This window comes from Kitasatospora sp. SC0581 (genome assembly GCF_048159585.1).
In the GTDB taxonomy this organism is placed as follows: domain Bacteria; phylum Actinomycetota; class Actinomycetes; order Streptomycetales; family Streptomycetaceae; genus Kitasatospora.
In genome coordinates this window covers 52,601-74,697 of sequence record NZ_JBLRWA010000030.1, presented here as the reverse complement: position 1 = coordinate 74,697, position 22,097 = coordinate 52,601, and the positions used below count along the sequence as shown (strand labels likewise).

The window sequence follows — 22,097 nt, the reverse complement described above, 5'->3', positions numbered from 1 at the left end:
CTGCTCGATGTAGCGTCCGCTACCGGCTTGGTAGCGGACGCTACATCCGGCGAAGGTCGCTGTGCCTGGAAGCAAGAGGCGACCTCCGCAAGGTGGTCCCGGCCCTCAGCGGTCTAGGTGGTCCCAGATCCGGGTCGCTATATCGGCGATCCGGAAGAGGAGCCTCCACCACTGGGGGTCGGGGCCGGAGCGGCGTGGCTTGCTGTGCTTCGCCATCGACTGCTGCTCCCTTCTCCTCGACGCGGCACAACCGCTGTGCCTGCGGCGAAGGGTGGGAAGCAGCGGACTGGCCGCTGAGGCGATCCTACGGACAGTGATCTCGGCGTGCCGACGGTGAGTGAACTTGCCCGGGGATATTGCTCGTTCGCGGGTATTGATCTTCACCTCGTGATAGGAAGGCCTGTTTGAGCAGGTGGAGGGGCTTCCTCGGCGGGCCCTAACACCCCCTGCGCCCGTACGGTGCCTCGCTGTGGATGTTCCTCGTTCTGGCCGCCGTGGTCGCCGTCCCGCCCTCGATCCGGAGGTGGAGAAGCGGCTCTTGGACGCCGTGCGCGCGGGCGTTCCGGTCAGCGACGCGGCGCCGATGGCCGGCGTCCACCCGAGCACCGTGTACCGGTGGCTGGAGCGCGGGGAGCAGGAGCAGCAGCGGCGGGAGGCCGGCCTGCGTGCCCGGTCCGGGGAGCAGGCGTTCTGCGAGTTCCGCGACAGGTTCACGCGCGCGCGCAGCGAGGGCAAGGCGCAGCTGGTGCTGCTCGTGCGGAAGGCGGCGAGCGGGGGCCACGTGGTTCGGGAGCGTACCCGGACGGTGCGCGACCCGGAGACCGGCGAGCGGGTCGTGCAGGTCGAACGGGACTTCGCCCAGCCGGACTGGCGCGCGGCGCAGTTCCTCCTCGCGTGCCTGGCGCCGGAGACGTTCGGCCGGGCGGCGCAGGCCCGGATCGAGGTCGCGCCGGCGGGTGGAGGCGAGCTGTCGGCGGCCGCGGTGGACCAGGGGTCCGGTGTCGAGCGGCTGGCGGTCAGGCTGGCCAAGATCCGGCAGGACTTCGCGGCGGAGCTGGAGGAGGACGCCGCGGTGGTCGACGCGGAGCTGGTGGACGGCCCGGAGGGCTGAGGCGAGGGCCTGTCGGTCCCAGGGGAGCGGGCCGACTCTGGGTGTGATCGGCTCGGATGTCCGGATGGGTCATTCAGTCCAACTCCGTTGCCATTTAAGGCTGTTGTTCCCATTGCCCTCCCTTGGCGAGTGTGGGCGGAGTCGGGTCAAAGAGACCCAAAGGGGGACAGGGGAGCCCGCATGGTGAGCAAGGACGTCGAACTCGGCCGGGCCACGGCCGTGGTAGCCGAGCGGGTCGTCGGTGAGCTGACGGCGGCCGATCGTGTGTTGCACAAGGCCGGCCTCGGGCATCTGCCGGACTACGCGATCAACGGGGGCGTCGTGCTCAGCGGCATCCCGCAGGACGTGCTGAATCTGTACGAGGTGCGGCAGTCGGCCACCCTGGCCGCGCTGTGGCGGCTGTGGGCGAGGGGGAAGAACGTCGCCGCGATGCACCCGGACATGGCTGCTGAGCTGACGACGTACCGGCTCGGCACACTGCCGGGCGAGCTGTTCCGCAACCTCGGGCGAATCCCGAACGTCATGGTCGCCTTCGCCGAGCCGCCCGCGATGGAGGTCAGCGTCGGCGGGACCGGTCCGGGGCGGCTGTTGGCGATCCTCTTCTGCGGGCGAACCGACCCGGACAAGCTGCTGTGCCTGACCAGCGACCATCGCATGGACGAGGTCGCCGTGACCGTGATCTGCGAGCCGCTGGCCGAGGACGGCGCTCCGCTGCCGCCGCCTCCTGGCGGGACGACACCGGTTCTGGAGTACTGCCACCTGTCGATCCCGGCCAGGACGGGCGACAGGTTCACCGCCGAGGACCTGGCGATGAGGCTCGCGCGCAAGGCCGGTCGGACGGAACCGACTGCGGCAGAGCAGGCGCTGGCGACGCGGGCGCTTCAGGTCGCCGTCTACCTGTGCTCCTCGAAGGCGGACATCGTTCAGCCGGTGCCGCGAGGCAAGGCCGCCAAACCCGGCAAGCAGCGGCGATGGAACAAGCCGGACACCTTCCTGCGTCTCGGCTGGCGGCTCGGCCCGCGTCTGAAGGCCGCCCGGGTACGAGTCCAGGAGATGCGGCGCAGCGCTGCCCAGAGCACCGGAGGGGGCGGCGCAGCAGGAGGGTGGCGGCAGTACACGCACCTTCGGAGCGGGCACCTGAAGACCGTCTGGTACGGGCCGGGGAAGACGCTCTCCGACTCGCGGTTGATCGAGCCGTACTGGGTGTCGGAGGACCTGCTCGATGAGGACGGGCATGCCCCCGAAGGCATCATCCGGCCTCTGCGGTAAGGGTGTTGTCCGCTTCCGGAGGGGGTGGGGAGGGTGGTGGGGTCCGCCAGCACCGGGCCCCGCTCCTCGTCCCCGCCGGGGAAGGCCGGGAGCGGGCCGGTGCCTGTTGCAGCAGGCCGCCCTCCTTTCCCCTTCGGGGAGGGCACGGTGCCGGAGTTGCGTCGCTCCGGCACCGCCGGCCCCGGCGCTGGCGGACTTCCTGTTGCCGAGCCCCGCCGCGAACGGGGCGTCCCGGAGGATGAGATGACCAACAAGGACCTGCCCGACCTGCCCCCCGCTCTGGCGGCCCGGCCGCGTGACGAGAAGCGAGGACTGCCGATCCCCGTCGTCAACATGCACGACGGTGGCGTTGTCGACTTCGTGACCCTCAACGGCACGGCCGCCCTGCGGCTGGCCCTCGCGAAGCAGTGTTCGCTGTGCGACGAGCCGCTGGCGGGACCGGTCGCGTTCCTCGGCGGCCCGAAGTCGGCGCAGGCGGGCCACTACTCGGACCCGCCGATGCACGAGGCCTGCGCGCAGGCCGCGCTCACACTGTGCCCGCACATCGCCCGGCCGCACGCCCGCCGCGCCAGCGGGCGGCGCGTCGCGGAAGACGCCTCCATGCCGGTCGGGTTCACCGAGGAGAAGCCCGAGGAATGGGTGATGGTCATCGCGTCCGGCTACCTCGCGGGCGCCGCGCCTGCCGAGGGCGGAGGCCTGGTCCCGCTGTTCCTGGTGCGCGACCGGGTGCGGGAGCGCCGATTCGGCTACCAGGACGGCGTGTTGACCGAGACGCCCGCCGCCTGACGGCGCGACCTTAACGACCGGCCCGGCCTAGCGTCCCGGCACACCAACCAACCCGACCAGGGGAGGAAACCGTGCCGACCACCAACCAGGCCGACCGAGGGCGGGAGGCGAGCCGATGAAGCTCGTCTCCCGCTCCGAGTGGGGCGCCGCCGCGCCCACCGGCTCCTACACCCGCATCGGCTCCACACGAGGCGTCAAGATCCACTACGAGGGCTCGGCGGTCCCCGGCGGCCTGCTGGGCGACCACGGCCGGTGCGCCGGCCACATGCGCGACATCCAGCGCTCCCACATCAACGATCCGAAGGAAGACTGGATCGACATCGCGTACTCGTTCATGGTGTGCCCGCACGGGTACGTGTTCGAGGGGCGCGGCCTCGGTCGCAGGAACGGGGCGAACGGCAACCCGGCGCTGAACGGGGCGCACTACGCGGTGTGCGCGATGGTCGGCACCTCGGGGATCACCTCGCCGACCGACGCGATGCTCGACGGCCTGGTGGACGCCATCGAGTACTGCCGGGCGCAGGGCGGCGCCGGCGGCGAGGTGCGCGGCCACAGGGACGGCTATCCGACGTCGTGCCCCGGCGACGAGCTGTACGCCTGGGTGCAGCGCGGCACGCCCCGGCCCGGCGGCGGGGGCGGCGGCGGGGGCGGCGGCGGGACGCCCGACCCCCAGCCGTCGGGCGACGGCGCCGGGGGCTACACCGTGCAGTCCGGCGACACCCTCAGCGGGATCGCCGGGCGGTTCGAGACCGGCGTGGCGCAGCTGGTCGCGCTCAACGGCATCGCCGACCCGGACCGGATCCAGGTGGGCCAGCAGCTCCAGATCCCGGCCCCGCCGTTCCCGGGGCGCGAGCACTTCGTGCTGGGCGCGCACAGCCCCTACGCGAAGCAGTTGCAGGCCTGGCTCCAGGCGGGCGGCTGGGGCCCGCCCTACCGGGTCGGGCCGAGCGAGGACATGGAGCAGCTGGACCTGCGCAAGGTGCAGGCGCTCCAGGAGTACTACGTGGGCGACCTCGGGCCGGCGGACGGGCTGACAGGGCCGCTGACGTGGCTGTACGCCTTCCAGGCGGCTCACGGCCTGCGGGGCCGGTAGGGGTCAACTCGGTTGCGGGGCGGGCGCGTTGAGTGTCCGCCCCGAACCTAAAGTTACTGTGGTCATCTTATTTGACTCAGGTCTGTTTTGTGCGAGGCTGGTCCTGCCAGCCGGGGACCGCGAACCCCCGGCCCAACCAAGGAGATAGCCCGATGACGAACGAGACCACCCCCGCTGAGGCCCCCGCCGAGGACGGAGCCCGCCGCCCCCGCCGGGCGGTGACCCTGCGCCTGGACCTGCGGACCCTGGCGGCCATCGGCCTGGCCGGGGCCGGGTTCATCACCGGCACGCTGGTGATGAGCCGCCCGGCGGCCACCCCGGTCCCCGGCGCCCAGTCGGCCCAGACCCCGGTCGTGCCGAGCCTGACGGCAGCCCCGGCGCAGCTGGGCACCGAGGCCCCGACCACCCCCGCGCTCCCGACCCCGGCCCCCGTGCTCCCGACCCTGACCCCGGCCCTGGAGGCCGCCCCGGCCGCGCTGGCCGCCCCGGTGGCCTCCGAGCTGAGCCCGGCCCCGGCCCTGCCGTCGCAGCCCGGCGAACAGGGCGCCCCGGCCCCCGTCCCGACCGTGACCGTCACGGTCACCCACGTGCAGACCGCCCCGTCGGTCGGGGCCCCGTCCCCGACCGGCGGCCCGAGCGCCTGCGTCCCCAGCCCGTCCCCGTCCCCGACCGGTGAGGTCAGCCCGGCCCCCGGACCGAACCCGACCCCGACCAGCGCGCCGGTCACCCCCGGACGCCCGACCCCCAGTCACTGACCCCTGACCGGCCCCGCCCCCGGCGGGGCCGGTCAGCCTCCCGCCCGAAAGGACACCGCCCATGCGCGGCACCGCCCTGCTCGTCGGCTCCCTCCTCGCCGGACTGGTGCTCGGAAGCATCAGCGGCGCCGCCGTGGCCCGCAACGCCGACGGCCCCGCCCCGGCCCCGGCCGTCACCATCTCCCAGCCCGCCGACCCGCCCTGCCCTGCCCCGGCCAAGCCCGCCACGGGCTCGCCGCAGCCCTCCCCGGGCCCGACCCCGGTGCCCGCGCCCCGATCCGCGTAGGCGCACCCCGTAGACCCCCCGGGCCGGGCGACGTGACCACGCACCGTCCCCGGCCCGGGGCCCAACACCGAATCCAGGAGCCAGGCCCATGACCGTCAACAAGCGCGTCCTCATCGACCGCATCGCCCCCACGCTCGGAGGCCGGCGACCCGCCGCCCTCGCCGTCGAAGCGGTCCTCGACGTCATCGTGCGCGCCGTCGTCGACGGCGAGCCGGTGTCCGTCACCGGCTTCGGCACCTTCGAGGCCGTCGAGCTCGCGAGCCGGACCGCCCGCAACCCCAAGACCGGCGACACGATGGTCGTGCCGGCCCGTCGAGTCCCCCGCTTCCGCCCCCACTCGCGGTTCCGCGACTTCGCCGACGGCCGCCGGGGCATGCCGCAGGACGGTAGCGCGATCCGCAAGGACCCCAAGGGCACCCACACCTCGACCGGAGGTGCGGCATGAGCGGCCTCGCGGCGCGGCTGGCGGCACTGCTCGCCCAGTTCCAGCCCGAGCCGCCGACCCCGTACATCCTGCAGCGCGACATCGACGTCTCCGGCGTTTCCGGCACGGGGGTGGTTGCGGAGGGGTGCATCTTCTCGTCCGCCGCCGGGTCCACGGGCGTCACCCGCTGGCGCGGGGAGCGCGGCTCCACCGTCGCCTGGGATCACGCCGTCGACGTCGAGCCGATCCACGGCGACGACGGGGCGACCCGCGTCATCCTCTTGCCCGTGTCGGCCATGTTCGCCGCGCTCGTCTCCATCGCCGAACTCGGGCAGCAGCGAGGGGGCGATGAGCGGGCGCAGGGCTGGAACGAGGCGGTGTGCGCGGTCCAAGGCCTGGTCGAACGGGCCCTGGCGCCGCACCTGGCCGCCGTCGAGGAACGCGCGGCCCCAACCGAATGAACTGAAGTCTTCTTTATTGACTCAAGTCTGTTTGTGCGGGAGGCTGGTCTTGCCAGCCGGGGCCCGCGAATCCCCGGCCCAACCAAGGAGAGACCGACGATGGCCTTCAGCAACGGAACCCACCCGCCCCTGGCGGACGGCACGACCGTGTCGTACCTCGGGCGGGTGGAGTCCCTGCACCGCCGGATGCTCACCGCCCGGCGCGGTACGAGCACCTGCGACACGTACACCGACGAGACCGGCGCGCAGCAGCACCTGTACGACCTGCTCGACGGTGACGAACTGGTGCTGAGCCACGTGCACCCGGACGACCTCATGGACTGGACCTCGCCGACGGACGAGAACGGGCATCTGCTCGACCCCTTCGCCCCGGAGCACGGCTAGCCCGAGGGGCCCGGCGGCAGGAGCCACCTCGCCGCCGGGCCCGCGCCGCCCGCCCGTCACCAGACCAGGGAGCACACCGTGGAACCGACCAGGGCCATCTACCACGGCAGCAAGACCGGACTGCACGGCCGCATCTTCACCGTCACCACCGACGAGCGCTGCGCCGGCCACATCAAGGAGCCCTTCGGCGATGTCGAGGAATGCATCGTCCTCCTCGCCCCCGACGGCAGCCGCCTGCGGCACGTCCACCCGCGCAGCTTCACCGTCCTCGCCCCCGACGGCGACCCACTCCACCGCGACGCCCAGGACGGCGACTGGACCTGGATACCCGGCCGCGGCGACGTCCGCTTCGCCTACGCCGAACCCGGCACCAGCCCCTGGACCGTGTGGGTCCACTACTACGCCTTCACCGGCCGCTGGACCATCCTGTCCGCGCGTGTACGCCGAGACGAACGCACCGCCAAGCGCTCCCGCTACAGCTCCCCGCGCGACGTCCTCACCTGGCGCATCCGCGCGGCCCTGGAGGACCTCGCCGCCGACCGCAACCACGCCGTCACCGACGCCTACGAGCGCTGCGCCGACGGCCTGGAACGGCACATGCAGCAACTCGAACTCGCCTCGCCCGCCGGCGACCCTGCCGCAAGTCACTGAGAGGACCCCATGCGCGTCTTCACCGCCACCACCTACCAGGACGACGGCCAGGCCGTCACCCCGGTGAGCATCGCCCTCCTGCGCGAGGACGGCGCTTCCTACTACGCCATCGACGCCTCGATCGGGCGCGCCGGCCTCGACCCCACCCAGACGGTCGGACCCGGCCTCGCCCACCTGCCGTGGTGCGACGGCCGCCTCGACCGCCGCGACCCGGCCGTTCGCAACCGCGACCGGCTCGCCTGCGAGCTCGGGTGGTTCCTCAAGGACACCGCCAGCCCCGAACTGTGGTCGTGGCGCGGGGACTCCGACCACCTCGTCCTCGGACGCATGTGTCACCGCCTCGGCGCGCTGCCCCTCGGAGTGCCGGACTGGGTGGGCAGCCTCCGACAGGAGGCACACCGCCTTGCCCTGCCCCTCTCGGACCTGCCCCGATGGCCAAATCCCAAGGACCATCCGATGGAGACCGCCCGCCACTTCCAGCGCATCGCCCGCTGCCTGGACGCCGCAGCCGCCGCCGACCCGCGCGACCTGGACACCGCACACCGGGGAGGCCGCTGGTGAACGTCCCCAACGTCACCCTGATCGGCAGCCTGCTGCGCGACCCGGAGCTCTACGAGGCGCCCGGCGCGTTCGCCCGGGCCAAGTTCACCCTGCTGCAGCGCCCGCGGCTCGCCGACCCCGGCCAGCCGCGCGACCCGCAGGCCAAGCAGCTGACCGTGCGCTGCGTCGTCTGGCGGGACCTCGCGTACAAGACGGCGCAGACCCTGCGGGCCAACGACCGCGTCATCGTGGTCGGGCACCTGACCCAGCGCGTGCACCAGCCGCCCGGCGAGAGCGCCGCCCGCATGCTGATCGAGCTGACCGTCGAGGCGATTGGCACCCTGCTGTAGAGGCCCGTGCCCGTGCCCGTGTCCTGCCCCGCAGGGCGCGGGCACGCCGCGCTGTTCGCCAGCCCCCACAGCCCCTGGTAGACATAGACGACCCCCGGCCCCGGCTGGACCACAGCACGAAGGAGAGCACCGATGAGCGGCAAGGAGCCGGCCGCGACGCCGAAGCGCAGCAAGACGCGCCGCACCGCCACGAGCCCCGGCGAACAACTCGCCGCCGCCGTCCAGGACCTCCAAGCCGCGCTGGAGGTCGTCAAGGACGCAGGCCTGGAGCCGATGGCGCTCCTGGAGCAGCTGCGAGACCCGCTCACGGTGATCGACGACACCGCCACCGCCATGCGCGAGATGCGCCTCGAGGGGGTCCTCGCCGCCTACCCCGACCGGACCGTACCGGTCTACCGCATCTCCGACGCCTCCGGGCTGTCCCCCGCCCTCGTCACCCGGTACGCCAAGCAGGCCGGGTTGGAGTTGCGCAACCGCCGCGCGGGCAGCTAGTGCCGTGACCGAGAAGGTTCACCGGGTTGGCGGCAGGAGCGCCTGAACCGATTGGATGTGAGCGGACATCCGATCTGGTGGGGGAGGCAGGGGGCCGGGTCGAGCAGGTGCTGGCCGTGGAGGTGGCGCTGGCGGGTGAGCCAGGAGACCAGCTCGGCGTGCCTGGTCTTGTCGGTGGGGTCGGGGTGGCCGTGCTCGATGTGGAACCGGGCGGCGACGGCGTGCATGCGCTGCCACTCGACCGCGCGCGGGTTGGACGCCCGCAGCTTCACGGTCTGGAGGATCCGGGACGCGTGCTGCATCGGCGACTCGACCAGCGCCGCCGGCTGCTCGCCTTCCCCTGCCCCGGCGGCCCCGCCCTCGGCCGACTCGGTCGTGGTGGTGTGCGCGGCGCCCTGGGAGCGGGAGGCGCGCAGCTCGGTGATCCGGCCGACCACCCGGGCGTCGTGCGCGGCCAGGGCGCGCAGGACCCGCCAGATCGTGCGGAACGAGCTGGCCTCGATCTCGGCGTCGGCCTCCGCCTTCACGGCCTCGTCGGCGTCGTGGACCTCGGACGGGTCGGCGGTGGCGGTGTTCCGTCGACGCGGCTGCGCGTGGTGTGGTCCGCATGGGTCGGCTCCGGGTCTGCAGGCGGCTGTCGCCGAGCCCGCTGCGGGGACGGACGGGACGAGGTTCTTGTCCGGGAGCCGTCGGGCGGGCATGCGACTGGCCGTGGCCCGGCCCTCCAGGTCAACGCGGAGGGCCGGGCCACGGCCGGCGGTGAACCCGCGGGGGTTGCTGTGGGGCTGTGCTATCGGCGGGAACCGCGTGCTCGTCCCAGGCGTACGCCGCCGAGGACGAGGGCGGCGACGAAGAGCACGGCGCCGATGACGAGCAACCACAACAGGCCCTTCACCAGGGCGCCGACGAAGCCGAACACCACGGCGATGAGCAGGATGAACAGAAACAGGGCCATGCCAGTGCTCCCTTCGCTGGTCAGTCGTGGCGCTTCAGTGCGCCCTTGACCCGGTCGGCCGCGGCCTGTGCCGCGTCCTTGACGTCGTCCGCGACCTGCTTGACCTTCGACTCCGCCTGGTCGGCCTGGCCCTCGCCCTTGAGCTTCTCGTCACCGGTCAGGTCGCCGGCCTTCTCCTTCGCCTTGCCGGCCAGTTCCTGGGCCTTGTTCGACAGGTCACCCATTGGTTCCTCCAGTCGTCCGGTGGGCGGTCCAGCGGAACCGCCCGTTTTCTTCCCTTTAACCGATATTCGGATATTTATGCATGTGGTGTGGCTCGTGTCCCGTCCCGGCCGGTGGGTCACACGGTGGCGGCGGTGAGGTCGGCGCGGCCGAACAGCAGCGCGTAGCCGCGGGGTAGGTGGGTGAGGAGGCGGTCGGTGAGGTTGTCGTCGGTGAGGGTGGTGAGGGCGGCCAGGATGGAGGAGGCGTCCCAGCGGGCGGCGGTGAGGCTGGTGCCGAGGGTGTGGGCGAGGCTTTCGACGAAGGCGGGGGCGGTGACGGGCGAGGGGAGGGGGATCTGGGCGGCGAGGACGGCGCGGGCCCGTTCGGGCAGGGCTGCGGCGAGGTCGCAGCGTTCGTCGCCGGTGAGCTGGGTGCCGAGGAGGGTCAGGACGGCGTCGAGGGCGCGTTCGGCTTCCTCGTCGGTGGGGTAGCGGCCGAGGTTGCGGACCTGCTGGAGGAGGTGGCGGTAGCGGGTCATGACGGTGGGGCCTTCCAGGGGCTGGCCGCCGGGCGGGCCGGCGGCGTGTGAGGGGTGGTCGGGGTCAGGGTCGTGTCCTTGCGGTCGGGCGGCCGAACAGCAGGTCGTAGCCGGGCGGCAGCTGGAGCAGGACCTGGTCCATGAGGTCGTCGCCGGCGGCGTCGGCCACCGTGGACAGGACGGCGCCGATGTCCCACGGGGCCGTGGCCTCGGTGGCGCCCTCGATCCAGGCCGCGGTCGCGCGGACGAACCGCTCGGTGTTGAGCGGCTCGGCGGCCTGCAGCGGGTTGAGCAGGATCAGGGCCATGGTCTCGGGCAGTCGGGCGGCCAGTTCGGCGCGCACGTCGCCGACCAGGTGGGCGCCGAGCAGGGCAAGGACCACCCGGGCGGCCCGCTCGGCCTCCTGCGGGCTGTCGTACTCACCGCGCTCCCGGACCTCCTCCAGGAACGCCTCCCATCGAAGCGTCATCGCGGTTCTCCCTCCGTCCCGAGGCCCGGCACGCCCGGGTGGCCTCAGGGCTCGACGGCCAAACGCCGGTGCAGACCGGTCAGCTTGAGCAGCCGCACGACGCGGCGGCCGGCCCCGCGAAGGACCAGGCGGGCACCGCACCGGTCGGCCTGGGCGCGGGCCCGGACCAGGGCGCCCAGGCCCGCGCAGTCCATGAACGTCACCTCCGACAGATCCAGCACCATCTCCCGGTGCGACTCGAGCGCGGTGGTCAGAGCACGGTGCAGCGAGGGTGCGGCGTCGAGGTCGATCTCGCCGTGGGCTCGCACGATGAAGGGCTGGTTGCTGCTCTGGCCGTTCATGGCGTTTCCGCGTCGCTGCGGGTAGGCCGGCCTGACGGTCGGGGGGTGTTCCGGCCGCCCCTCTCGATCGAGGGGGAGAGATCGGGGGGCGGCCGGAACGGGCATCGGGGATCGGGTCAGGCCTGGATCTGCTTGCGGCTTCCGCTGTGGCTGATCTCGATCTTGCGGGGCTTGGCCTTCTCGGCGACCGGGATCTTCAGGGTCAGCACGCCGGCGTCGTAGTCGGCGGTGATCCCGGCGGGGTCGAGGGTGTCGGAGAGCATGACCTGGCGGGAGAACACGCCGAGCGGGCGCTCGGACAGCTCCCACTTGATGCCCTCGCCGTCCTGGCGCGGGCGGCGCTCGGCCTTGACGGTCACCATGTTCCGTTCGACGTCGATGTCGATCGCCTCCGGGTCGACCCCCGGCAGGTCGAAGCAGATCACGTACTCGTCGCCCACCCGGTAGGCGTCCAACGGCATCGGCGTGGGACGCGACCAGGTGCCGGTCGTGTTGAGGAACTGCTGGGTCAGCCGGTCCAGCTCGCGGAACGGGTCAGTGCGCAGCAGCATTGCGAAACACCTCCATGGGTCGAATGGGTGCCAGTGCGCTTCACCTGACTCCTTTCTAGCGCGTCATCCATCCGATGACAAGTTGCCGCGTCGCCTATAGAGTGACGGCATGAGCGAGAAGTCCCGCAGCGCCGTCCCCGATGCCTCCCCGCCGGTCGAGCCCGTCTCGTTCCTGGCGGCCGCGGCGGCGCTGGCCGCCATCGACGACGCGGTCCGCGCCGCCCAGAATCCCGCGTCCCGGCCCCCGACCACCCCTGACGAGCACGGTGGCCCCGAGCAGGCCCTGGCCGCACTCGTCCTGCTGCGCGAGCTGCGCGGCCAGCTCGCCGGCTGGGAGGCGGGCCTGGTGGAGAGTGCCCGGGAGGCCGGCGCCACCTGGGCCGACCTCGCCCACCCGATGGGCGTGGCCAGCCGCCAGGCCGCCGAGAACCGCTACCTACGCCTTAAGCCCGCCACCGACGCTTCGCGGTCCGGTACCGGCGCGGAACGGGTCAAGGCCGTCCGCGACCGGCGGGCCGCCGACCGATCGGTCACCGTCTGGGCCCGCGACCACGCCGCCGAGCTGCGGGTCCTCGCCGCCCAGATCACCACGGCCGCACTCGCTCCCGGCGCCCGTCCCGCCCAGGCCGCCCTCACCGCCGCCCTCGGCGCCGCCGACCCCGCCGACCTCATAGAGCCCCTCGCCGCCATCCGCCCCCACCTCGGCGCCGGCCACCGCGACCTCGCCACCCGCCTCGACACCCTCACCCACCACACCACCCAGCTCCGCGATGACAGCGACCGACGCCGCTCCTGACCCTGTCGCCGCCGCCGAAAGGCGCTGGCAGGACCTCCTGGACCGGATCCACGACCTCGAAGCACGAGTGGCCGCCACCACGAGCACCGTCAACGCCGCCCTCGACCACCACCTCGCCCGCCTCGACGCCCTGCGCCACCACCTCGCCCACCCCAACTGGCCACTGCCCGCCCCCGATCCGGACGGTCACCCAACCGCGCCGACGGACCACCGGCCGGCCTGACGAGGCCGGGAACCACCGCAACCACCCCGGCCGTCAGAACCGGCTCCCGTGTTCCACCGGCACGCCCAGGGGGCCCGTCAGCGCTGGGGGTCTCCGGCGACTGGTCGGCACGACGGCCGCCGGGGTGCGCGGCGCGGTGGCAGACCTGCGGCTGGCCGCAGAGGAGAACCCGGTCGTCGCCGAGCTGCTCGCCGCGATGCCGACCATGCCGGGCCCGCCGCAGGCGGGCCTTCGGGTCGAGGGTCATTCTCCAAGATTCGGGGGAGTTGGCGGTCCGCGGGCGCGGGCGCGGGCGCCGCGAGAGTCTTCCGCGCGGGGCCCGGGGTCAGCCCGCGCGGTGCGCGTCCCGGCGACCGGCGCCCCAGGGCGAGTCCGCGGTGGGCCCGGCTCACATCGGGGGGTCGGTTCCGGGCCCGGGTGGGGGCTCGTCTCGCGGCCGGCAGGCCGGGGCGAATCCGGCTCGTCGGGCTGCGAATTGGGTGTGCCCAAGGGCGCCTGCCTCGCAATAGACTGAGGTCAAGAAAGCAGACGGAAGTCAGCTTGGTTGCCAGTCCGGACCGCGAATCCGGGCAGACCTCACAGGAGAACCCCATGCGCGACAGCGACGTCATCACCGGCCGGGCCGACCTCGGCGCCATCGACAACACCACCGGCGAGGCCGCCTTCTACTCCCACCGTCAGCCCGCCTGGCACGGCCTCGGCACCGTCACCGAGGACGCCAAGACCAGCGACGAGGTGCTGCACCTTGCCAAGCTGGACTGGGAGGTCGAGAAGCTGCCGATCCTGCCGATGAACAAGGGCAAGCTCGGCAAGAAGATCCCCAACCGCTTCGCCACCGTCCGTACCGACACCGGCGACTGGGTCGGCGGCCTCGTCGGCAGCACCTGGACCCCCATCCAGAACCGCGACGCCTTCACCTTCCTGGATGAGCTGGTCGGCGGCGGTCACGTCACCTACGAGACCGCCGGTGCGCTCGACGGCGGCCGGGTCGTCTTCATGTCCGTCAAGTCCCCGAGCATCACCCTCGACCCCGAGGGCGCGGCCGACCGCATCGACCTCTACACGCTCTTCGCCAACAGCCACGACGGCCGCTCCGCCGCCGTCGCCGTCGAGACCCCAGTGCGGGCGGTGTGCACCAACACCCTCGACATGGCCGTCAACGAGGCCCATCGCGTCTGGAAGGTCCGCCACACCATCGACGCCCTTGACCGGCTGGAGGAGGCCCGGCGCACCCTCGGCTTCACCGAGCACTACGCCGCAGCCCTGGAGACCGAGGCCACCGCCCTGTACCAGCAGGCGATGACCAACCAGGAGTTCGACAAGCTGATCACCCGGCTCTGGGGGGCCCCGAGCAAGGACGCGCGCAAGCACATCGTCGCCGCCTACGAGGAGCGCCGGGACCGGCTGCACCACCTGTTCGCCGAGGCCCACACCCAGGACAACATCCGGGGCACCCGCTGGGCCGCCCTCCAGGCCGTCGTGGAGTTCGAGGACTACTTCCGCACCGTCAAGACCCCCGAGTCCCTGACCGAGCGGGAGCACCGCGCCAACCTGGCGATGACCACCCTGCTGCACGACCAGAAGAGCCCGCTCAAGGACGCGGCGAAGGCCCTGCTCCTCGCGGCCTAACCCCCGGCGGCCGGGGGCCTGCGGGCCCCGGCCGACCGCCAGCCGCTGCACGTCACCTCGGCCGCGCCGCCCGCCGGCGCGGCCCCACTCTCCCCTGGAACGAGGAACCGTCATGTCCGACAGCAGCAACGCGCCCGTCGCCATCGAGGCGGCCGACCTGGCCGACTTCGTTGCCGGTGCGCTCGGGCGCGAACCGGCCGGTCAGATCGCCGTCGTCGAGTTCGGCGACCCCCTGAGGGTGTACTTCGCGGACATCCCGGAGGGCCGGTACGGGTCGGTCCGCTCGTCGGCCTTCGCCCGCGCGTTCATCGGCGACATCGCCGGGATGCCCGCCACTGGCCGCGGGCAGCGCGACGTCGCGCTGCTCATCTACGCCCGCGACGGCCACGGCCTCAAGGACGTCCGCCCCTACAACGCTTTGTGGCTCAACCTCCTGGTCGCGTGCGAGGAACGCGGACTGAACGTCGTCGCGAGCCAGTTCATCATTCCCACCCAGTGGTGGGGTCTTCCGTCCATCGGCGAAACCGGTCCGGGAACGCCCCGCGCTGCCGCGCGGAAGACGGCCGACGGCGGCCCCGCGGCCGGGGCGGAGGGTGCCGCAGACGTGGTGGCCGACGCCGTGCGCGCCTTCGCGCGCGAGCTGGAAGCCGGCCACGAGGCCGTCAAGCGGAGCCTCAAGCCGCTGCTCGCCGCCGTGCTGACCGGTCGTCGCACCGTCGAGGACCTGACCGATCAGGAGGCGGTGCGCCTGCTCCTCGCGGTCCAGAACGGGGACATCCTGCACACGGCCTCGACGTACTGCGAACCCGAGGAGGTGAAGAGGGCGGCGCCGCTGTGGTCGCGCGTCGCCCGCCTGTGCGTCGACCCCTACCGCCGCATGGCTGCCGCGCCGCTCACCCTGCTGGGCATCGCGCTGCTGCTCGACGGCGAGGTGCCGGCGGCCGCAGACGCGGCATTCCTCGCGCTGGAGGTTAAGCCGGGGGACGAGGAGGCGCAGGTGCTGCTGGGGCTGGTCTCCCGGGCCGAGCTTGAGCAGATCGTCCGCGCGCCGGTCAGCGTGGCGGAGGCGCTGAGGGTCGCCCTTCGCGAGGACCGCGAGGAGTAGTCGGGGCTGTGCGTGGAGCCGGGTGCCCGTCCCTGCGGGGGCGGGCACCCGGGCCGGGCTCCGACTGCGCCCCAAGCCGGGGTAGTTGGGGTGTGCCCAACGGGCGCGCCCTCAAATAGACTTAAGTCAAGAAAGAAGGCGGAAGTCTTCTTCTGTTGCCGCTCCGGACCGCGAATCCGGACCAACCCTGATAGGGACCCATGACCCACCAGCCGCACCAGCCCTACAGCACCGAAGACCGCCTGGTCCACCTGCTGCCGCACCTCTTCGGCTTCCACCCCGAGGCCAGCGTGGTCATCGCCGGCATCACCCCGGACGGTGAACCGCTCGGAATCCTCCGCACAGACCTGCCCGCCGACCCCGCACGCTGGCGGCCCGTCGCGCGCGGACTCGTGGACCACTACCAGGACAGGTCCTCGGCCGCCGTACCGACCCACAAGCTCGTCGCCTACATCTGCCCCGACCCGGCCGACGCGGACTACGGGCCCCAGTCCCGCCTCGTCCACCAGCCCATCGCCGAGTACCTCCGGGACGCGTGCCACGACCAGGGCCTCGACCTCGGCGACACGCTGTACGTCACCCGCACCCACTACTGGCCGATGCTGACGACCGGACCCAGCGAAGGACGCCCAATCCCCCAACCGCCCACAGAACTCGACGCCACCGGCCTTCCCCGCAGCGCCGACGTCCTGACGTCCCTGAAGCCCGCCACCGGCGCCCGGGCCGCCACCACCACGGCCGCCCTCAACGCCGCCGTACGCGCCATGCACGCCGAGATCCGCTCCGACGGTCACCAAAGCGTCGTGGACAGCGGGATCGCCCTGCTGGTCGACACCATCGCCGACCTCATCCCGGACACCGAGAAGGCCAAGGCCATCCCCGACGCCCTCGCCGCCCGGCTGCTCCTCGTCCTCCAGTACACCGACGTCGTCAACGCCGGACTCCTGCACTGCGAGGACAACGAGCTGACGGCCGCGCGAAGCCTGTGGCTGACCCTCGCCCGCCGCTGCCCCGCCTCCTACACCGACCATGCCGCCGCGCCGCTCGGGCTCTACGCCTTCACGACATGGGCACTCGACAACGACGCCCCGGCCCGCCTCGCGTTGCAGGCCGCCGAACGCTGCCTGCCCGAGGCCGACCTGACGACGTTCCTGCTGCACATCCTGAACACCGGCTTCACCTTCGACCACATGCGGGAACACCTCCGCGAACTCCGCGCCACCCGGTCCGGCCCCGTCACGGGCTGAGCCGCCCCCAGCAGGGGCCGCGCCGAACGGCCCCTGCCCCACCCCCCAGACCAACCGCGAGCGGAGAGAACCCCCCTTGACCATCAACACGGTGCCCGTCTTCGACGTCCGCAGCCCCGCCCAGGCCGTCGAGGCGCTGCCCTACCTCCTGAGCTACCGGCCCGACGGCCCCGACGGCATGGTGTTCGTCCTCGCCCACGACACCCTGCACGATCGCCCGCTGTTCAGCCAGAAGTTCGATCTGCCCAGCGGCGAGGACGACCCGAACAAGGCCGCGCACCGCATGATGCACAGCACGCTGCACCGCCTGGAGGAGTTCGCCACTGGTCCGGCCGCCATCCTCGTGTACCTGTGCGCGCGCCAGCAGGACGCGGGCGACGGCCACGCCGCGATGACCCGGCACCGGACGGTGGCGAACGCGCTCCTGCTGTCCGCCGAGACCCACGGCATCGACACCCTCGCCGCCATGTTCGTCACCCCCACCCACTGGTGGGTGTACCACCACGACAACCCCAACTACCGGCACGAGGGAATGCCCGTGGACGGCCCCGACAACCCGGGCGTGGTCACCATGAACGCCCGCGCCGTCGGCATCCCCACACCGCCCAGCCAAGCCGCGATCGCCGCCGCCCTCGAACCCGTCACCGGAAAGGAAGCGGCAGCCCAGCGCGCCGCGATCCTGCACGCCGTCGGCGAGCGCGCCGCCCGCGTACAGGCCACCAGCTTCGACGCCGAGACCGAACGGCTCACCGCGATCCTCGACCGGCTGCTGCTCGGCGGAGGAGACTGCACCCCCCTGGAGGACCTCACCCCGAACCAGACGGCAGAACTGATCGTCGCGCTGAGCCACCGGCCCCTGCGGGACGTCGCGCTCGAATACATCGAACCGGACGAGCTCGCTCGCGCCCGGGACCTGTGGGCACTGCTCGCCCGCCGCTGCGCCAGCGCCACCACGACCCTCGTCGCCGCACCCCTGACCCTCGCGGCGTTCACCGCCGCCGTCGCCGGAGAAGTCCCGGCCGCTCTCATCGCCCTCGAACGGGCAAGGACCGCCGACCCGCGCTACCTTCTGGCCGGGCTCCTGATGGAAGAACTCGTGATGACGGGATCCGTGGACAAGATCGCCGACGAGTTCCGGGAGGAGCGCGAAGCCCGCCTTCGCGGCCGAGACAACTGACCGCCCGGTCCGGGGCGGGCACCGCACGCCCGCCCCGGAGCTCCGCGACGACCAGGAGGACACCGTGAACGACGGCGAAGCGCAGCCCGAGCCCGACGACGACCCGGCGCCGGCCGTCGCCGACCCCGCCACCAGGGAGGTGCGGGTCCTCGCCCGCCTGTGCGACACCTGCATCTACCGCCCGGGCAACCTGATGAACCTCGCCCCCGGCCGCGTGCGGCAACTCGCCGCCGAGGCCCTCGCCACCGACGGGCACATCGTCTGCCACTCGACCCTGCCCGCCCTCGCCCCACCCGGCACGAAGGGCGCCATCTGCCGTGGCTTCGCCAACGCCCACGGCAACGCGATCTACGCGCTGCGCATCGGCGCCGCCTTCGGCCGCATCGTAGAGGTGCCGCCGCCGGCCAAGGCGAGCGGCTGACCGGCATTCGCCAAACGAGCGCCACGCACCTCTCCGCGTCACCGAGGCCACGGAAGGCTGAGCGGCGTGACGGGCTCGGGGCAGGCCCCTCACCGGGATAGGAGCCTCGCCCCCGGAGGCCGTGGCGCGCGGATGGGAACCGCGACCACCCAGGTCCGGGCTGAGATGATCAAATCACCTTCCACGCACACGAGTTGGTGTGCCCAAGACGGCCGACGGCCGGGAGGCTGGGGGTGTTGAGCCGATCATCGGCCCGCCACCCCCAGCCCGTCGCAGGAATGCCTGCCCGACCGAAGGCCGTCATGCCGACACCACCGCCGAAACCCACCACCGCCGAGACCGTCGAGGCCGCCCGCGACCGGCACCGCCGAGCCGCCGCCGACACCAACCTCGGCCCCACCGCGCGCCGCTACCACCAGCACGCCGCCTGCGGCTACGACTGGGCACTCCAAGCCCACGGCACCCCGAAGGCCGCCCGCCACCTCGGCTACGCCCACGCCTACGCCGAGCAGGCCGCCAACCACGCCCCCGCTACCAGCCGGTGGACGCTCACCCTGCCCGGCCCGTTCTGCGACTGGCTGACCGAAAACGGGCAGCTGCCCGACGACTTCACCGGGGACGAATCCACCGACCGGGTGCTGCTCGCCTACCGCGCCGGCGTCCCGCACCGCATCGACGCCTCCAGCTGGAGCCTGACGATCCCGGCCCACGACCCCGTGGCGATGATCGAACTCACCGAGATCGCAAGGCGCTTCGCCCAGCACTGCTCGCGCGAAAACCCCCACACGCCCGCTCAGGCCCGTGCCGCGGTCGCGCTCACCGACCGCATCGCAGACCTCTCCAAGCGCATGCTGCACGCGACCAACTGACGCCAGGCCGGGCCGCGAACCGGACCGGACCCGACCCCTCCCAGGACCGCCATGCCGAACTCCCGACCGATCCTCGCGCCGACCGGGCCCACCCCCTACCGGCGCACCGACCCCAGCCGAAGCTTCCAAGACGCGCTGCTCCGCGAGGCCGAAGCCCAGCAAGGCGTCGCCGCCACCGCCTACGAACTCCTCGCCGCCCACGCCCGGACCCACGCCCCCGAGGCCGCCGCCATCGAGTTCGAGGAAACCCCCGCCTCCCTCCGCATCCACGCCCTGTGGGCCAACCCCCGCGATCACCGGTACCCGACCCCGCTGCTGCTGTGGCGTCGAGCCCCCGCGCTGTCCTGCGAACCGCCCTGGCTGAGGAAAGCGGACCGCCTGCTGCCCGCAGTGCTGCTCGGGGTGGACCTGCCGGTCATCGAACTCGCAGGCCACCGCCCGGGCCGCCATCTCCTCAACCTTCCGGCCCCGGACGTGGCCGCCGCCCTCGCCTCCCGCATCCGCCGGACCTTCCCGCAGGCGACCGCACTCCTGCTCAGCCTTGACGTACGTCCGCGCGCCATCACCGTCCAGGTGGCGAACATCGTCGGCCCCGACGGCACCTCCCTGCATGCGATCCCCAACGAACACGACTGGGCGGCGCCACCCGCCCAGACGTGGTGGCGGCTCAACAAGGGCCACGTCGTCCGAGCGGTCCGTCACCTGTGGGCGCACCCCGAGCACCGGGCCCGCGTCTTCCAGGCCCAGGGCCACCACTCCCTGCTGTGGAACCAGGGCCTTCAGGCGCTCGTTCTACCCCCCATCCCGGCCCTGACCGCATCCACGATCTCCTGACGCGCCGACGGGCCCGTAGAGGGCTTCTACGGGCCCGCGCGCCGGCACCCAACCGCAAGGGGAAGAAGCGTGCTTGAACTCGTCACCCTGACCGACAACGAGGCAGCGGCTATCCTCTCCGCCGCGCGCACCCTCGGACCCGCCGACGACGCCCTCGCCCAGCTCGCCATCACCGCCGGCCTGCGGCTCCACGAAATCGCCGACCTCGACACCAACGACATCACGTCGCAGCACGAAACCGGCCGCCTCGACGGCCAGGACGTCGACCCGGACCGCGGCCCCACCGACCTGCATGACGAGACCGGCCCGAACTACTTCGTCCGAATCGGCTTCGGCAAAGGCCCGCGCACGATCCCCGTCGCCCAACCCGCCAGCCGCGCCCTCCACGCGTGGCAAGCCGGCCGTCCCAGCAACACCCCGCTGTTCCCCGACGCATCGACCAAGGAACAGGTCACCGCCCGCTGGAAGCACCTGCTCCGAGAAGCTGGAGTACACCGTGCCGCGGGCGAAGCAGGCGCCCTCGAAGGCGGCCGTAACCGCCTCCTCAGGTACCTGCTCGCCTTGGAGGCGCAGGGCGTGCTGCCCTACGGCCACGCAGCGGCCTACCTCGGTCTGCCCGGCACCGATCCTCGTGAGCTGCCACCGCGGTGGCACGACGGTGTGGTGCAGGCCATCGCGGATCGGCCCGTCGGGCAGGACGTGGGCGCACCGACCGAGGAGGAGTAGACAAGGGCCGGGAGAACGGGACCTCTGCCAGCCGAACCAGGACGGGAGCGCCACCGGGATGGGGCCCTACATCGAGGTAGCTTCTGCGGAGGGCGCCTGGACGCAGCCGCTACACCTGCCAACCACCCTGTCTCTTCAGCTGGTTCGGCACCTGCTCACCGACCTGGCTCGTACGTGGCCGGTCGCGGCCTTCCTGCCGGGGACCGCTGACGAGCCAGTGGACGAAGTGCTGCTGTACCGGGACCCGAGCCGTACGTACGGCACACCCGACACCTCGGCGTGCGACGCCGCCGTGCACCGGCTTGTCGCGTCCACCGGATGGACCCGAGGTGCTGCACTGGAGCACGGAGGTGCGATCGTCGGACTCGGCCTGCGCGAGGGGTACAACGCGGGCGCACGAGAGCACTCGCCCGGAGAGGTCACCGGCCACCTCCTCGCCACCAGCGCCACAGGGTGGAAGTGCCATGCGGCTCGGCTCGTCTCCGCACGCCTTGTTGATCACGCTGTCCGCTGGTACGAGGAGGACGGCGTCGTCATCCACGCGGAGAGCCGACTGCTGCCCACCGTAGGTGCCGCCGCCCGCACCTGTGCCCAGCACCGGTACGTCGTGACCGACCTGGCCGAGCAGCGGACGTACGCGCTACAGCAGAGGCTGGGCGGTAGTTCGCCAAGTTGACCCGGTCCTTTGCTGCCTTCACCCGGGCCGGACGGCAGGGGCTACTGGGGCCCTTCGACCGCCAGCGGCTGTGGCTCGCACCGCTGCCGGCTGTCGTGGAGCCGGGGTGTGAGAGGGCGGGGCGGTCAACGCCGTCCAGGGGGAGGGCAAGCCGGGTGGCGCGCACCAAGCAGCCGGGCCAGTGTGGGCCAGGATCAGGTAGCTTGGTTCCCGGTTCGCGAAGGGGGTGGAATCCTCGCCCCTCGTGTTGGAAGATCCGAAGCCGTCAAGTTTCCGGTCCGACATAGTCCCTGGTCACCGCCAGTGGTAGCGGCTCCTCCGCCCAGCGGGTGGCCAGCGCGGGGACGGTGCGGGGATGGAGCGGGGATGAAGCGGGGACGGAACCGCCTGATCCGGGGGCGGACCGGAGTAGACTGGTCTGGACGGCAGGTTGGCCGTAACAGCGTGTGACCTGCGGAAACGTGGACGGACGTGGACGCAGATGTAACTAGGCCCGCTAGCTCAATTGGCAGAGCTGCGGACTTTTAATCCGTAGGTTCAGGGTTCGAGCCCCTGGCGCCCCACCGCACCGAGGCCGGATCGGGATGTTCTCCGATCCGGCCTCCGTCGTTCCCGGGCGCGGGCGTTCCGCCGCCCGGGTCCGCGCGCCGTCGCGGGCCGCGGCCGGTCCTGGCGGAAGCCGCCCGGGTGTGCCCCGCGTGCCCAACTCCGGTGCGTGCGAGGGTGTTGGGGTG

At 72.5% G+C, this 22,097-nt stretch carries 31 protein-coding genes; 24 read left to right on the top strand and 7 right to left on the bottom strand.

Annotated features, from left to right (window positions below):
• The first annotated feature begins 523 nt into the window (after nt 1–523).
• The 13 genes from ACLWS4_RS31200 (at nt 524) to ACLWS4_RS31140 (ending at nt 8,602) form a co-directional block, all read left to right on the top strand.
• Nucleotides 524–1,111: a hypothetical protein gene (locus ACLWS4_RS31200; RefSeq protein ID WP_416875891.1), complete on the top strand. Its 588-nt coding sequence runs from the start codon at nt 524–526 to the stop codon at nt 1,109–1,111.
• Between the two features lie 180 nt (nt 1,112–1,291).
• Entirely contained in the window at nt 1,292–2,380 is a 1,089-nt protein-coding gene (locus tag ACLWS4_RS31195) for a hypothetical protein (protein ID WP_416875890.1), read from the top strand.
• 243 nt (nt 2,381–2,623) lie between these two features.
• A complete protein-coding gene (locus ACLWS4_RS31190) occupies nt 2,624–3,166 on the top strand; it encodes a hypothetical protein (protein WP_416875889.1) in 543 nt (180 codons plus the stop codon).
• Between the two features lie 115 nt (nt 3,167–3,281).
• Entirely contained in the window at nt 3,282–4,259 is a 978-nt protein-coding gene (locus ACLWS4_RS31185) for a LysM peptidoglycan-binding domain-containing protein (RefSeq protein WP_416875888.1), read from the top strand.
• 152 nt (nt 4,260–4,411) lie between these two features.
• Entirely contained in the window at nt 4,412–5,014 is a 603-nt protein-coding gene (locus tag ACLWS4_RS31180) for a hypothetical protein (protein WP_416875887.1), read from the top strand.
• A 61-nt stretch (nt 5,015–5,075) separates the two neighbouring features.
• Nucleotides 5,076–5,300, top strand: a complete 225-nt coding sequence (locus tag ACLWS4_RS31175) for a hypothetical protein (protein WP_117490279.1) — start codon at nt 5,076–5,078, stop codon at nt 5,298–5,300.
• A gap of 88 nt (nt 5,301–5,388) precedes the next feature.
• On the top strand, nt 5,389–5,745 hold the full coding sequence (locus ACLWS4_RS31170) for an HU family DNA-binding protein (protein ID WP_416875886.1): 357 nt from the start codon (nt 5,389–5,391) through the stop codon (nt 5,743–5,745).
• A complete protein-coding gene (locus tag ACLWS4_RS31165; protein ID WP_416875885.1) occupies nt 5,742–6,185 on the top strand; it encodes a hypothetical protein in 444 nt (147 codons plus the stop codon). The genes ACLWS4_RS31170 and ACLWS4_RS31165 overlap by 4 nt, the downstream gene beginning before the upstream one ends.
• Before the next feature lie 99 nt (nt 6,186–6,284).
• Nucleotides 6,285–6,569, top strand: coding sequence for a hypothetical protein (locus ACLWS4_RS31160; protein ID WP_416875884.1), 285 nt, complete (start codon nt 6,285–6,287; stop codon nt 6,567–6,569).
• A gap of 78 nt (nt 6,570–6,647) precedes the next feature.
• Entirely contained in the window at nt 6,648–7,220 is a 573-nt protein-coding gene (locus ACLWS4_RS31155; RefSeq protein WP_416875883.1) for a hypothetical protein, read from the top strand.
• A gap of 9 nt (nt 7,221–7,229) precedes the next feature.
• Nucleotides 7,230–7,781, top strand: a complete 552-nt coding sequence (locus ACLWS4_RS31150; RefSeq protein ID WP_416875882.1) for a hypothetical protein — start codon at nt 7,230–7,232, stop codon at nt 7,779–7,781.
• Nucleotides 7,778–8,110, top strand: a complete 333-nt coding sequence (locus ACLWS4_RS31145; protein WP_416875881.1) for a single-stranded DNA-binding protein — start codon at nt 7,778–7,780, stop codon at nt 8,108–8,110. The genes ACLWS4_RS31150 and ACLWS4_RS31145 overlap by 4 nt, the downstream gene beginning before the upstream one ends.
• A gap of 132 nt (nt 8,111–8,242) precedes the next feature.
• Nucleotides 8,243–8,602: a hypothetical protein gene (locus ACLWS4_RS31140; protein ID WP_416875880.1), complete on the top strand. Its 360-nt coding sequence runs from the start codon at nt 8,243–8,245 to the stop codon at nt 8,600–8,602.
• Here ACLWS4_RS31140 and ACLWS4_RS31135 read toward each other — a convergent pair.
• The 7 genes from ACLWS4_RS31135 to ACLWS4_RS31105 all read right to left on the bottom strand — a co-directional run bounded on the left by ACLWS4_RS31135 (nt 8,599) and on the right by ACLWS4_RS31105 (nt 11,660).
• The gene (locus tag ACLWS4_RS31135; protein WP_416875879.1) at nt 8,599–9,303 is read right to left on the bottom strand and encodes a helicase associated domain-containing protein; all 705 of its coding nucleotides are present in this window, start codon (nt 9,301–9,303) and stop codon (nt 8,599–8,601) included. The genes ACLWS4_RS31140 and ACLWS4_RS31135 overlap by 4 nt on opposite strands.
• Nucleotides 9,304–9,392: 89 nt before the next feature.
• Nucleotides 9,393–9,557, bottom strand: a complete 165-nt coding sequence (locus tag ACLWS4_RS31130) for a hypothetical protein (RefSeq protein ID WP_416875878.1) — start codon at nt 9,555–9,557, stop codon at nt 9,393–9,395.
• Nucleotides 9,558–9,577: 20 nt separating this feature from the next.
• On the bottom strand, nt 9,578–9,781 hold the full coding sequence (locus ACLWS4_RS31125) for a CsbD family protein (protein WP_416875877.1): 204 nt from the start codon (nt 9,779–9,781) through the stop codon (nt 9,578–9,580).
• A gap of 116 nt (nt 9,782–9,897) precedes the next feature.
• A complete protein-coding gene (locus tag ACLWS4_RS31120; protein WP_416875876.1) occupies nt 9,898–10,299 on the bottom strand; it encodes a DUF2267 domain-containing protein in 402 nt (133 codons plus the stop codon).
• Between the two features lie 64 nt (nt 10,300–10,363).
• Nucleotides 10,364–10,768 carry a DUF2267 domain-containing protein gene (locus ACLWS4_RS31115; RefSeq protein ID WP_416875875.1) on the bottom strand — a complete coding sequence of 135 codons (405 nt, stop codon included), beginning with the start codon at nt 10,766–10,768 and terminating at the stop codon, nt 10,364–10,366.
• A gap of 44 nt (nt 10,769–10,812) precedes the next feature.
• Nucleotides 10,813–11,109, bottom strand: coding sequence for an STAS domain-containing protein (locus tag ACLWS4_RS31110; RefSeq protein WP_416875874.1), 297 nt, complete (start codon nt 11,107–11,109; stop codon nt 10,813–10,815).
• A 116-nt stretch (nt 11,110–11,225) separates the two neighbouring features.
• On the bottom strand, nt 11,226–11,660 hold the full coding sequence (locus ACLWS4_RS31105; protein ID WP_416875873.1) for an Hsp20/alpha crystallin family protein: 435 nt from the start codon (nt 11,658–11,660) through the stop codon (nt 11,226–11,228).
• A gap of 109 nt (nt 11,661–11,769) precedes the next feature.
• Between ACLWS4_RS31105 and ACLWS4_RS31100 the strand changes: the two genes are divergently transcribed.
• The 11 genes from ACLWS4_RS31100 to ACLWS4_RS31050 all read left to right on the top strand — a co-directional run bounded on the left by ACLWS4_RS31100 (nt 11,770) and on the right by ACLWS4_RS31050 (nt 21,363).
• Nucleotides 11,770–12,456 (top strand): type III effector protein, encoded by a 687-nt coding sequence (locus ACLWS4_RS31100; RefSeq protein ID WP_416875872.1) that lies wholly within the window; start codon nt 11,770–11,772, stop codon nt 12,454–12,456.
• Complete coding sequence (locus tag ACLWS4_RS31095; RefSeq protein ID WP_416875871.1) at nt 12,431–12,679, top strand: hypothetical protein; 249 nt, start codon at nt 12,431–12,433, stop codon at nt 12,677–12,679. The genes ACLWS4_RS31100 and ACLWS4_RS31095 overlap by 26 nt, the downstream gene beginning before the upstream one ends.
• A 591-nt stretch (nt 12,680–13,270) precedes the next feature.
• Nucleotides 13,271–14,308, top strand: a complete 1,038-nt coding sequence (locus ACLWS4_RS31090) for a DUF932 domain-containing protein (protein ID WP_416875870.1) — start codon at nt 13,271–13,273, stop codon at nt 14,306–14,308.
• Between the two features lie 112 nt (nt 14,309–14,420).
• Nucleotides 14,421–15,413, top strand: a complete 993-nt coding sequence (locus tag ACLWS4_RS31085) for a DUF4192 family protein (RefSeq protein ID WP_416875869.1) — start codon at nt 14,421–14,423, stop codon at nt 15,411–15,413.
• Between the two features lie 200 nt (nt 15,414–15,613).
• Nucleotides 15,614–16,660, top strand: a complete 1,047-nt coding sequence (locus ACLWS4_RS31080) for a DUF4192 domain-containing protein (protein WP_416875868.1) — start codon at nt 15,614–15,616, stop codon at nt 16,658–16,660.
• A gap of 76 nt (nt 16,661–16,736) precedes the next feature.
• The gene (locus ACLWS4_RS31075) at nt 16,737–17,837 is read left to right on the top strand and encodes a DUF4192 domain-containing protein (protein ID WP_416875867.1); all 1,101 of its coding nucleotides are present in this window, start codon (nt 16,737–16,739) and stop codon (nt 17,835–17,837) included.
• Nucleotides 17,838–17,901: 64 nt separating this feature from the next.
• The gene (locus ACLWS4_RS31070; protein WP_416875866.1) at nt 17,902–18,258 is read left to right on the top strand and encodes a hypothetical protein; all 357 of its coding nucleotides are present in this window, start codon (nt 17,902–17,904) and stop codon (nt 18,256–18,258) included.
• A 302-nt stretch (nt 18,259–18,560) separates the two neighbouring features.
• Nucleotides 18,561–19,127, top strand: coding sequence for a hypothetical protein (locus ACLWS4_RS31065; protein ID WP_416875865.1), 567 nt, complete (start codon nt 18,561–18,563; stop codon nt 19,125–19,127).
• A gap of 51 nt (nt 19,128–19,178) precedes the next feature.
• Complete coding sequence (locus tag ACLWS4_RS31060) at nt 19,179–19,961, top strand: hypothetical protein (RefSeq protein WP_416875864.1); 783 nt, start codon at nt 19,179–19,181, stop codon at nt 19,959–19,961.
• 69 nt (nt 19,962–20,030) lie between these two features.
• On the top strand, nt 20,031–20,687 hold the full coding sequence (locus ACLWS4_RS31055; protein ID WP_416875863.1) for a tyrosine-type recombinase/integrase: 657 nt from the start codon (nt 20,031–20,033) through the stop codon (nt 20,685–20,687).
• 58 nt (nt 20,688–20,745) lie between these two features.
• Nucleotides 20,746–21,363: a hypothetical protein gene (locus tag ACLWS4_RS31050; protein WP_416875862.1), complete on the top strand. Its 618-nt coding sequence runs from the start codon at nt 20,746–20,748 to the stop codon at nt 21,361–21,363.
• The last annotated feature ends 734 nt before the right edge of the window (nt 21,364–22,097 follow it).

Bases quoted from the DNA above. Each gene is read 5' to 3' on its own strand.
- ACLWS4_RS31175 (WP_117490279.1), top strand. From the start codon at position 5,076: ATGCGCGGCACCGCCCTGCTCGTCGGCTCCCTCCTCGCCGGACTGGTG.
- ACLWS4_RS31120 (WP_416875876.1), bottom strand. From the start codon at position 10,299: ATGACCCGCTACCGCCACCTCCTCCAGCAGGTCCGCAACCTCGGCCGC.
- ACLWS4_RS31090 (WP_416875870.1), top strand. From the start codon at position 13,271: ATGCGCGACAGCGACGTCATCACCGGCCGGGCCGACCTCGGCGCCATC.
- ACLWS4_RS31050 (WP_416875862.1), top strand. From the start codon at position 20,746: ATGGGGCCCTACATCGAGGTAGCTTCTGCGGAGGGCGCCTGGACGCAG.
- ACLWS4_RS31170 (WP_416875886.1), top strand. From the start codon at position 5,389: ATGACCGTCAACAAGCGCGTCCTCATCGACCGCATCGCCCCCACGCTC.
- ACLWS4_RS31160 (WP_416875884.1), top strand. From the start codon at position 6,285: ATGGCCTTCAGCAACGGAACCCACCCGCCCCTGGCGGACGGCACGACC.
- ACLWS4_RS31125 (WP_416875877.1), bottom strand. From the start codon at position 9,781: ATGGGTGACCTGTCGAACAAGGCCCAGGAACTGGCCGGCAAGGCGAAG.
- ACLWS4_RS31085 (WP_416875869.1), top strand. From the start codon at position 14,421: ATGTCCGACAGCAGCAACGCGCCCGTCGCCATCGAGGCGGCCGACCTG.
- ACLWS4_RS31140 (WP_416875880.1), top strand. From the start codon at position 8,243: ATGAGCGGCAAGGAGCCGGCCGCGACGCCGAAGCGCAGCAAGACGCGC.
- ACLWS4_RS31130 (WP_416875878.1), bottom strand. From the start codon at position 9,557: ATGGCCCTGTTTCTGTTCATCCTGCTCATCGCCGTGGTGTTCGGCTTC.
- ACLWS4_RS31105 (WP_416875873.1), bottom strand. From the start codon at position 11,660: ATGCTGCTGCGCACTGACCCGTTCCGCGAGCTGGACCGGCTGACCCAG.
- ACLWS4_RS31115 (WP_416875875.1), bottom strand. From the start codon at position 10,768: ATGACGCTTCGATGGGAGGCGTTCCTGGAGGAGGTCCGGGAGCGCGGT.
- ACLWS4_RS31195 (WP_416875890.1), top strand. From the start codon at position 1,292: ATGGTGAGCAAGGACGTCGAACTCGGCCGGGCCACGGCCGTGGTAGCC.
- ACLWS4_RS31080 (WP_416875868.1), top strand. From the start codon at position 15,614: ATGACCCACCAGCCGCACCAGCCCTACAGCACCGAAGACCGCCTGGTC.
- ACLWS4_RS31060 (WP_416875864.1), top strand. From the start codon at position 19,179: ATGCCGAACTCCCGACCGATCCTCGCGCCGACCGGGCCCACCCCCTAC.
- ACLWS4_RS31110 (WP_416875874.1), bottom strand. From the start codon at position 11,109: ATGAACGGCCAGAGCAGCAACCAGCCCTTCATCGTGCGAGCCCACGGC.
- ACLWS4_RS31095 (WP_416875871.1), top strand. From the start codon at position 12,431: ATGACAGCGACCGACGCCGCTCCTGACCCTGTCGCCGCCGCCGAAAGG.
- ACLWS4_RS31100 (WP_416875872.1), top strand. From the start codon at position 11,770: ATGAGCGAGAAGTCCCGCAGCGCCGTCCCCGATGCCTCCCCGCCGGTC.
- ACLWS4_RS31150 (WP_416875882.1), top strand. From the start codon at position 7,230: ATGCGCGTCTTCACCGCCACCACCTACCAGGACGACGGCCAGGCCGTC.
- ACLWS4_RS31165 (WP_416875885.1), top strand. From the start codon at position 5,742: ATGAGCGGCCTCGCGGCGCGGCTGGCGGCACTGCTCGCCCAGTTCCAG.
- ACLWS4_RS31185 (WP_416875888.1), top strand. From the start codon at position 3,282: ATGAAGCTCGTCTCCCGCTCCGAGTGGGGCGCCGCCGCGCCCACCGGC.
- ACLWS4_RS31180 (WP_416875887.1), top strand. From the start codon at position 4,412: ATGACGAACGAGACCACCCCCGCTGAGGCCCCCGCCGAGGACGGAGCC.
- ACLWS4_RS31190 (WP_416875889.1), top strand. From the start codon at position 2,624: ATGACCAACAAGGACCTGCCCGACCTGCCCCCCGCTCTGGCGGCCCGG.
- ACLWS4_RS31065 (WP_416875865.1), top strand. From the start codon at position 18,561: ATGCCGACACCACCGCCGAAACCCACCACCGCCGAGACCGTCGAGGCC.
- ACLWS4_RS31135 (WP_416875879.1), bottom strand. From the start codon at position 9,303: ATGCCCGCCCGACGGCTCCCGGACAAGAACCTCGTCCCGTCCGTCCCC.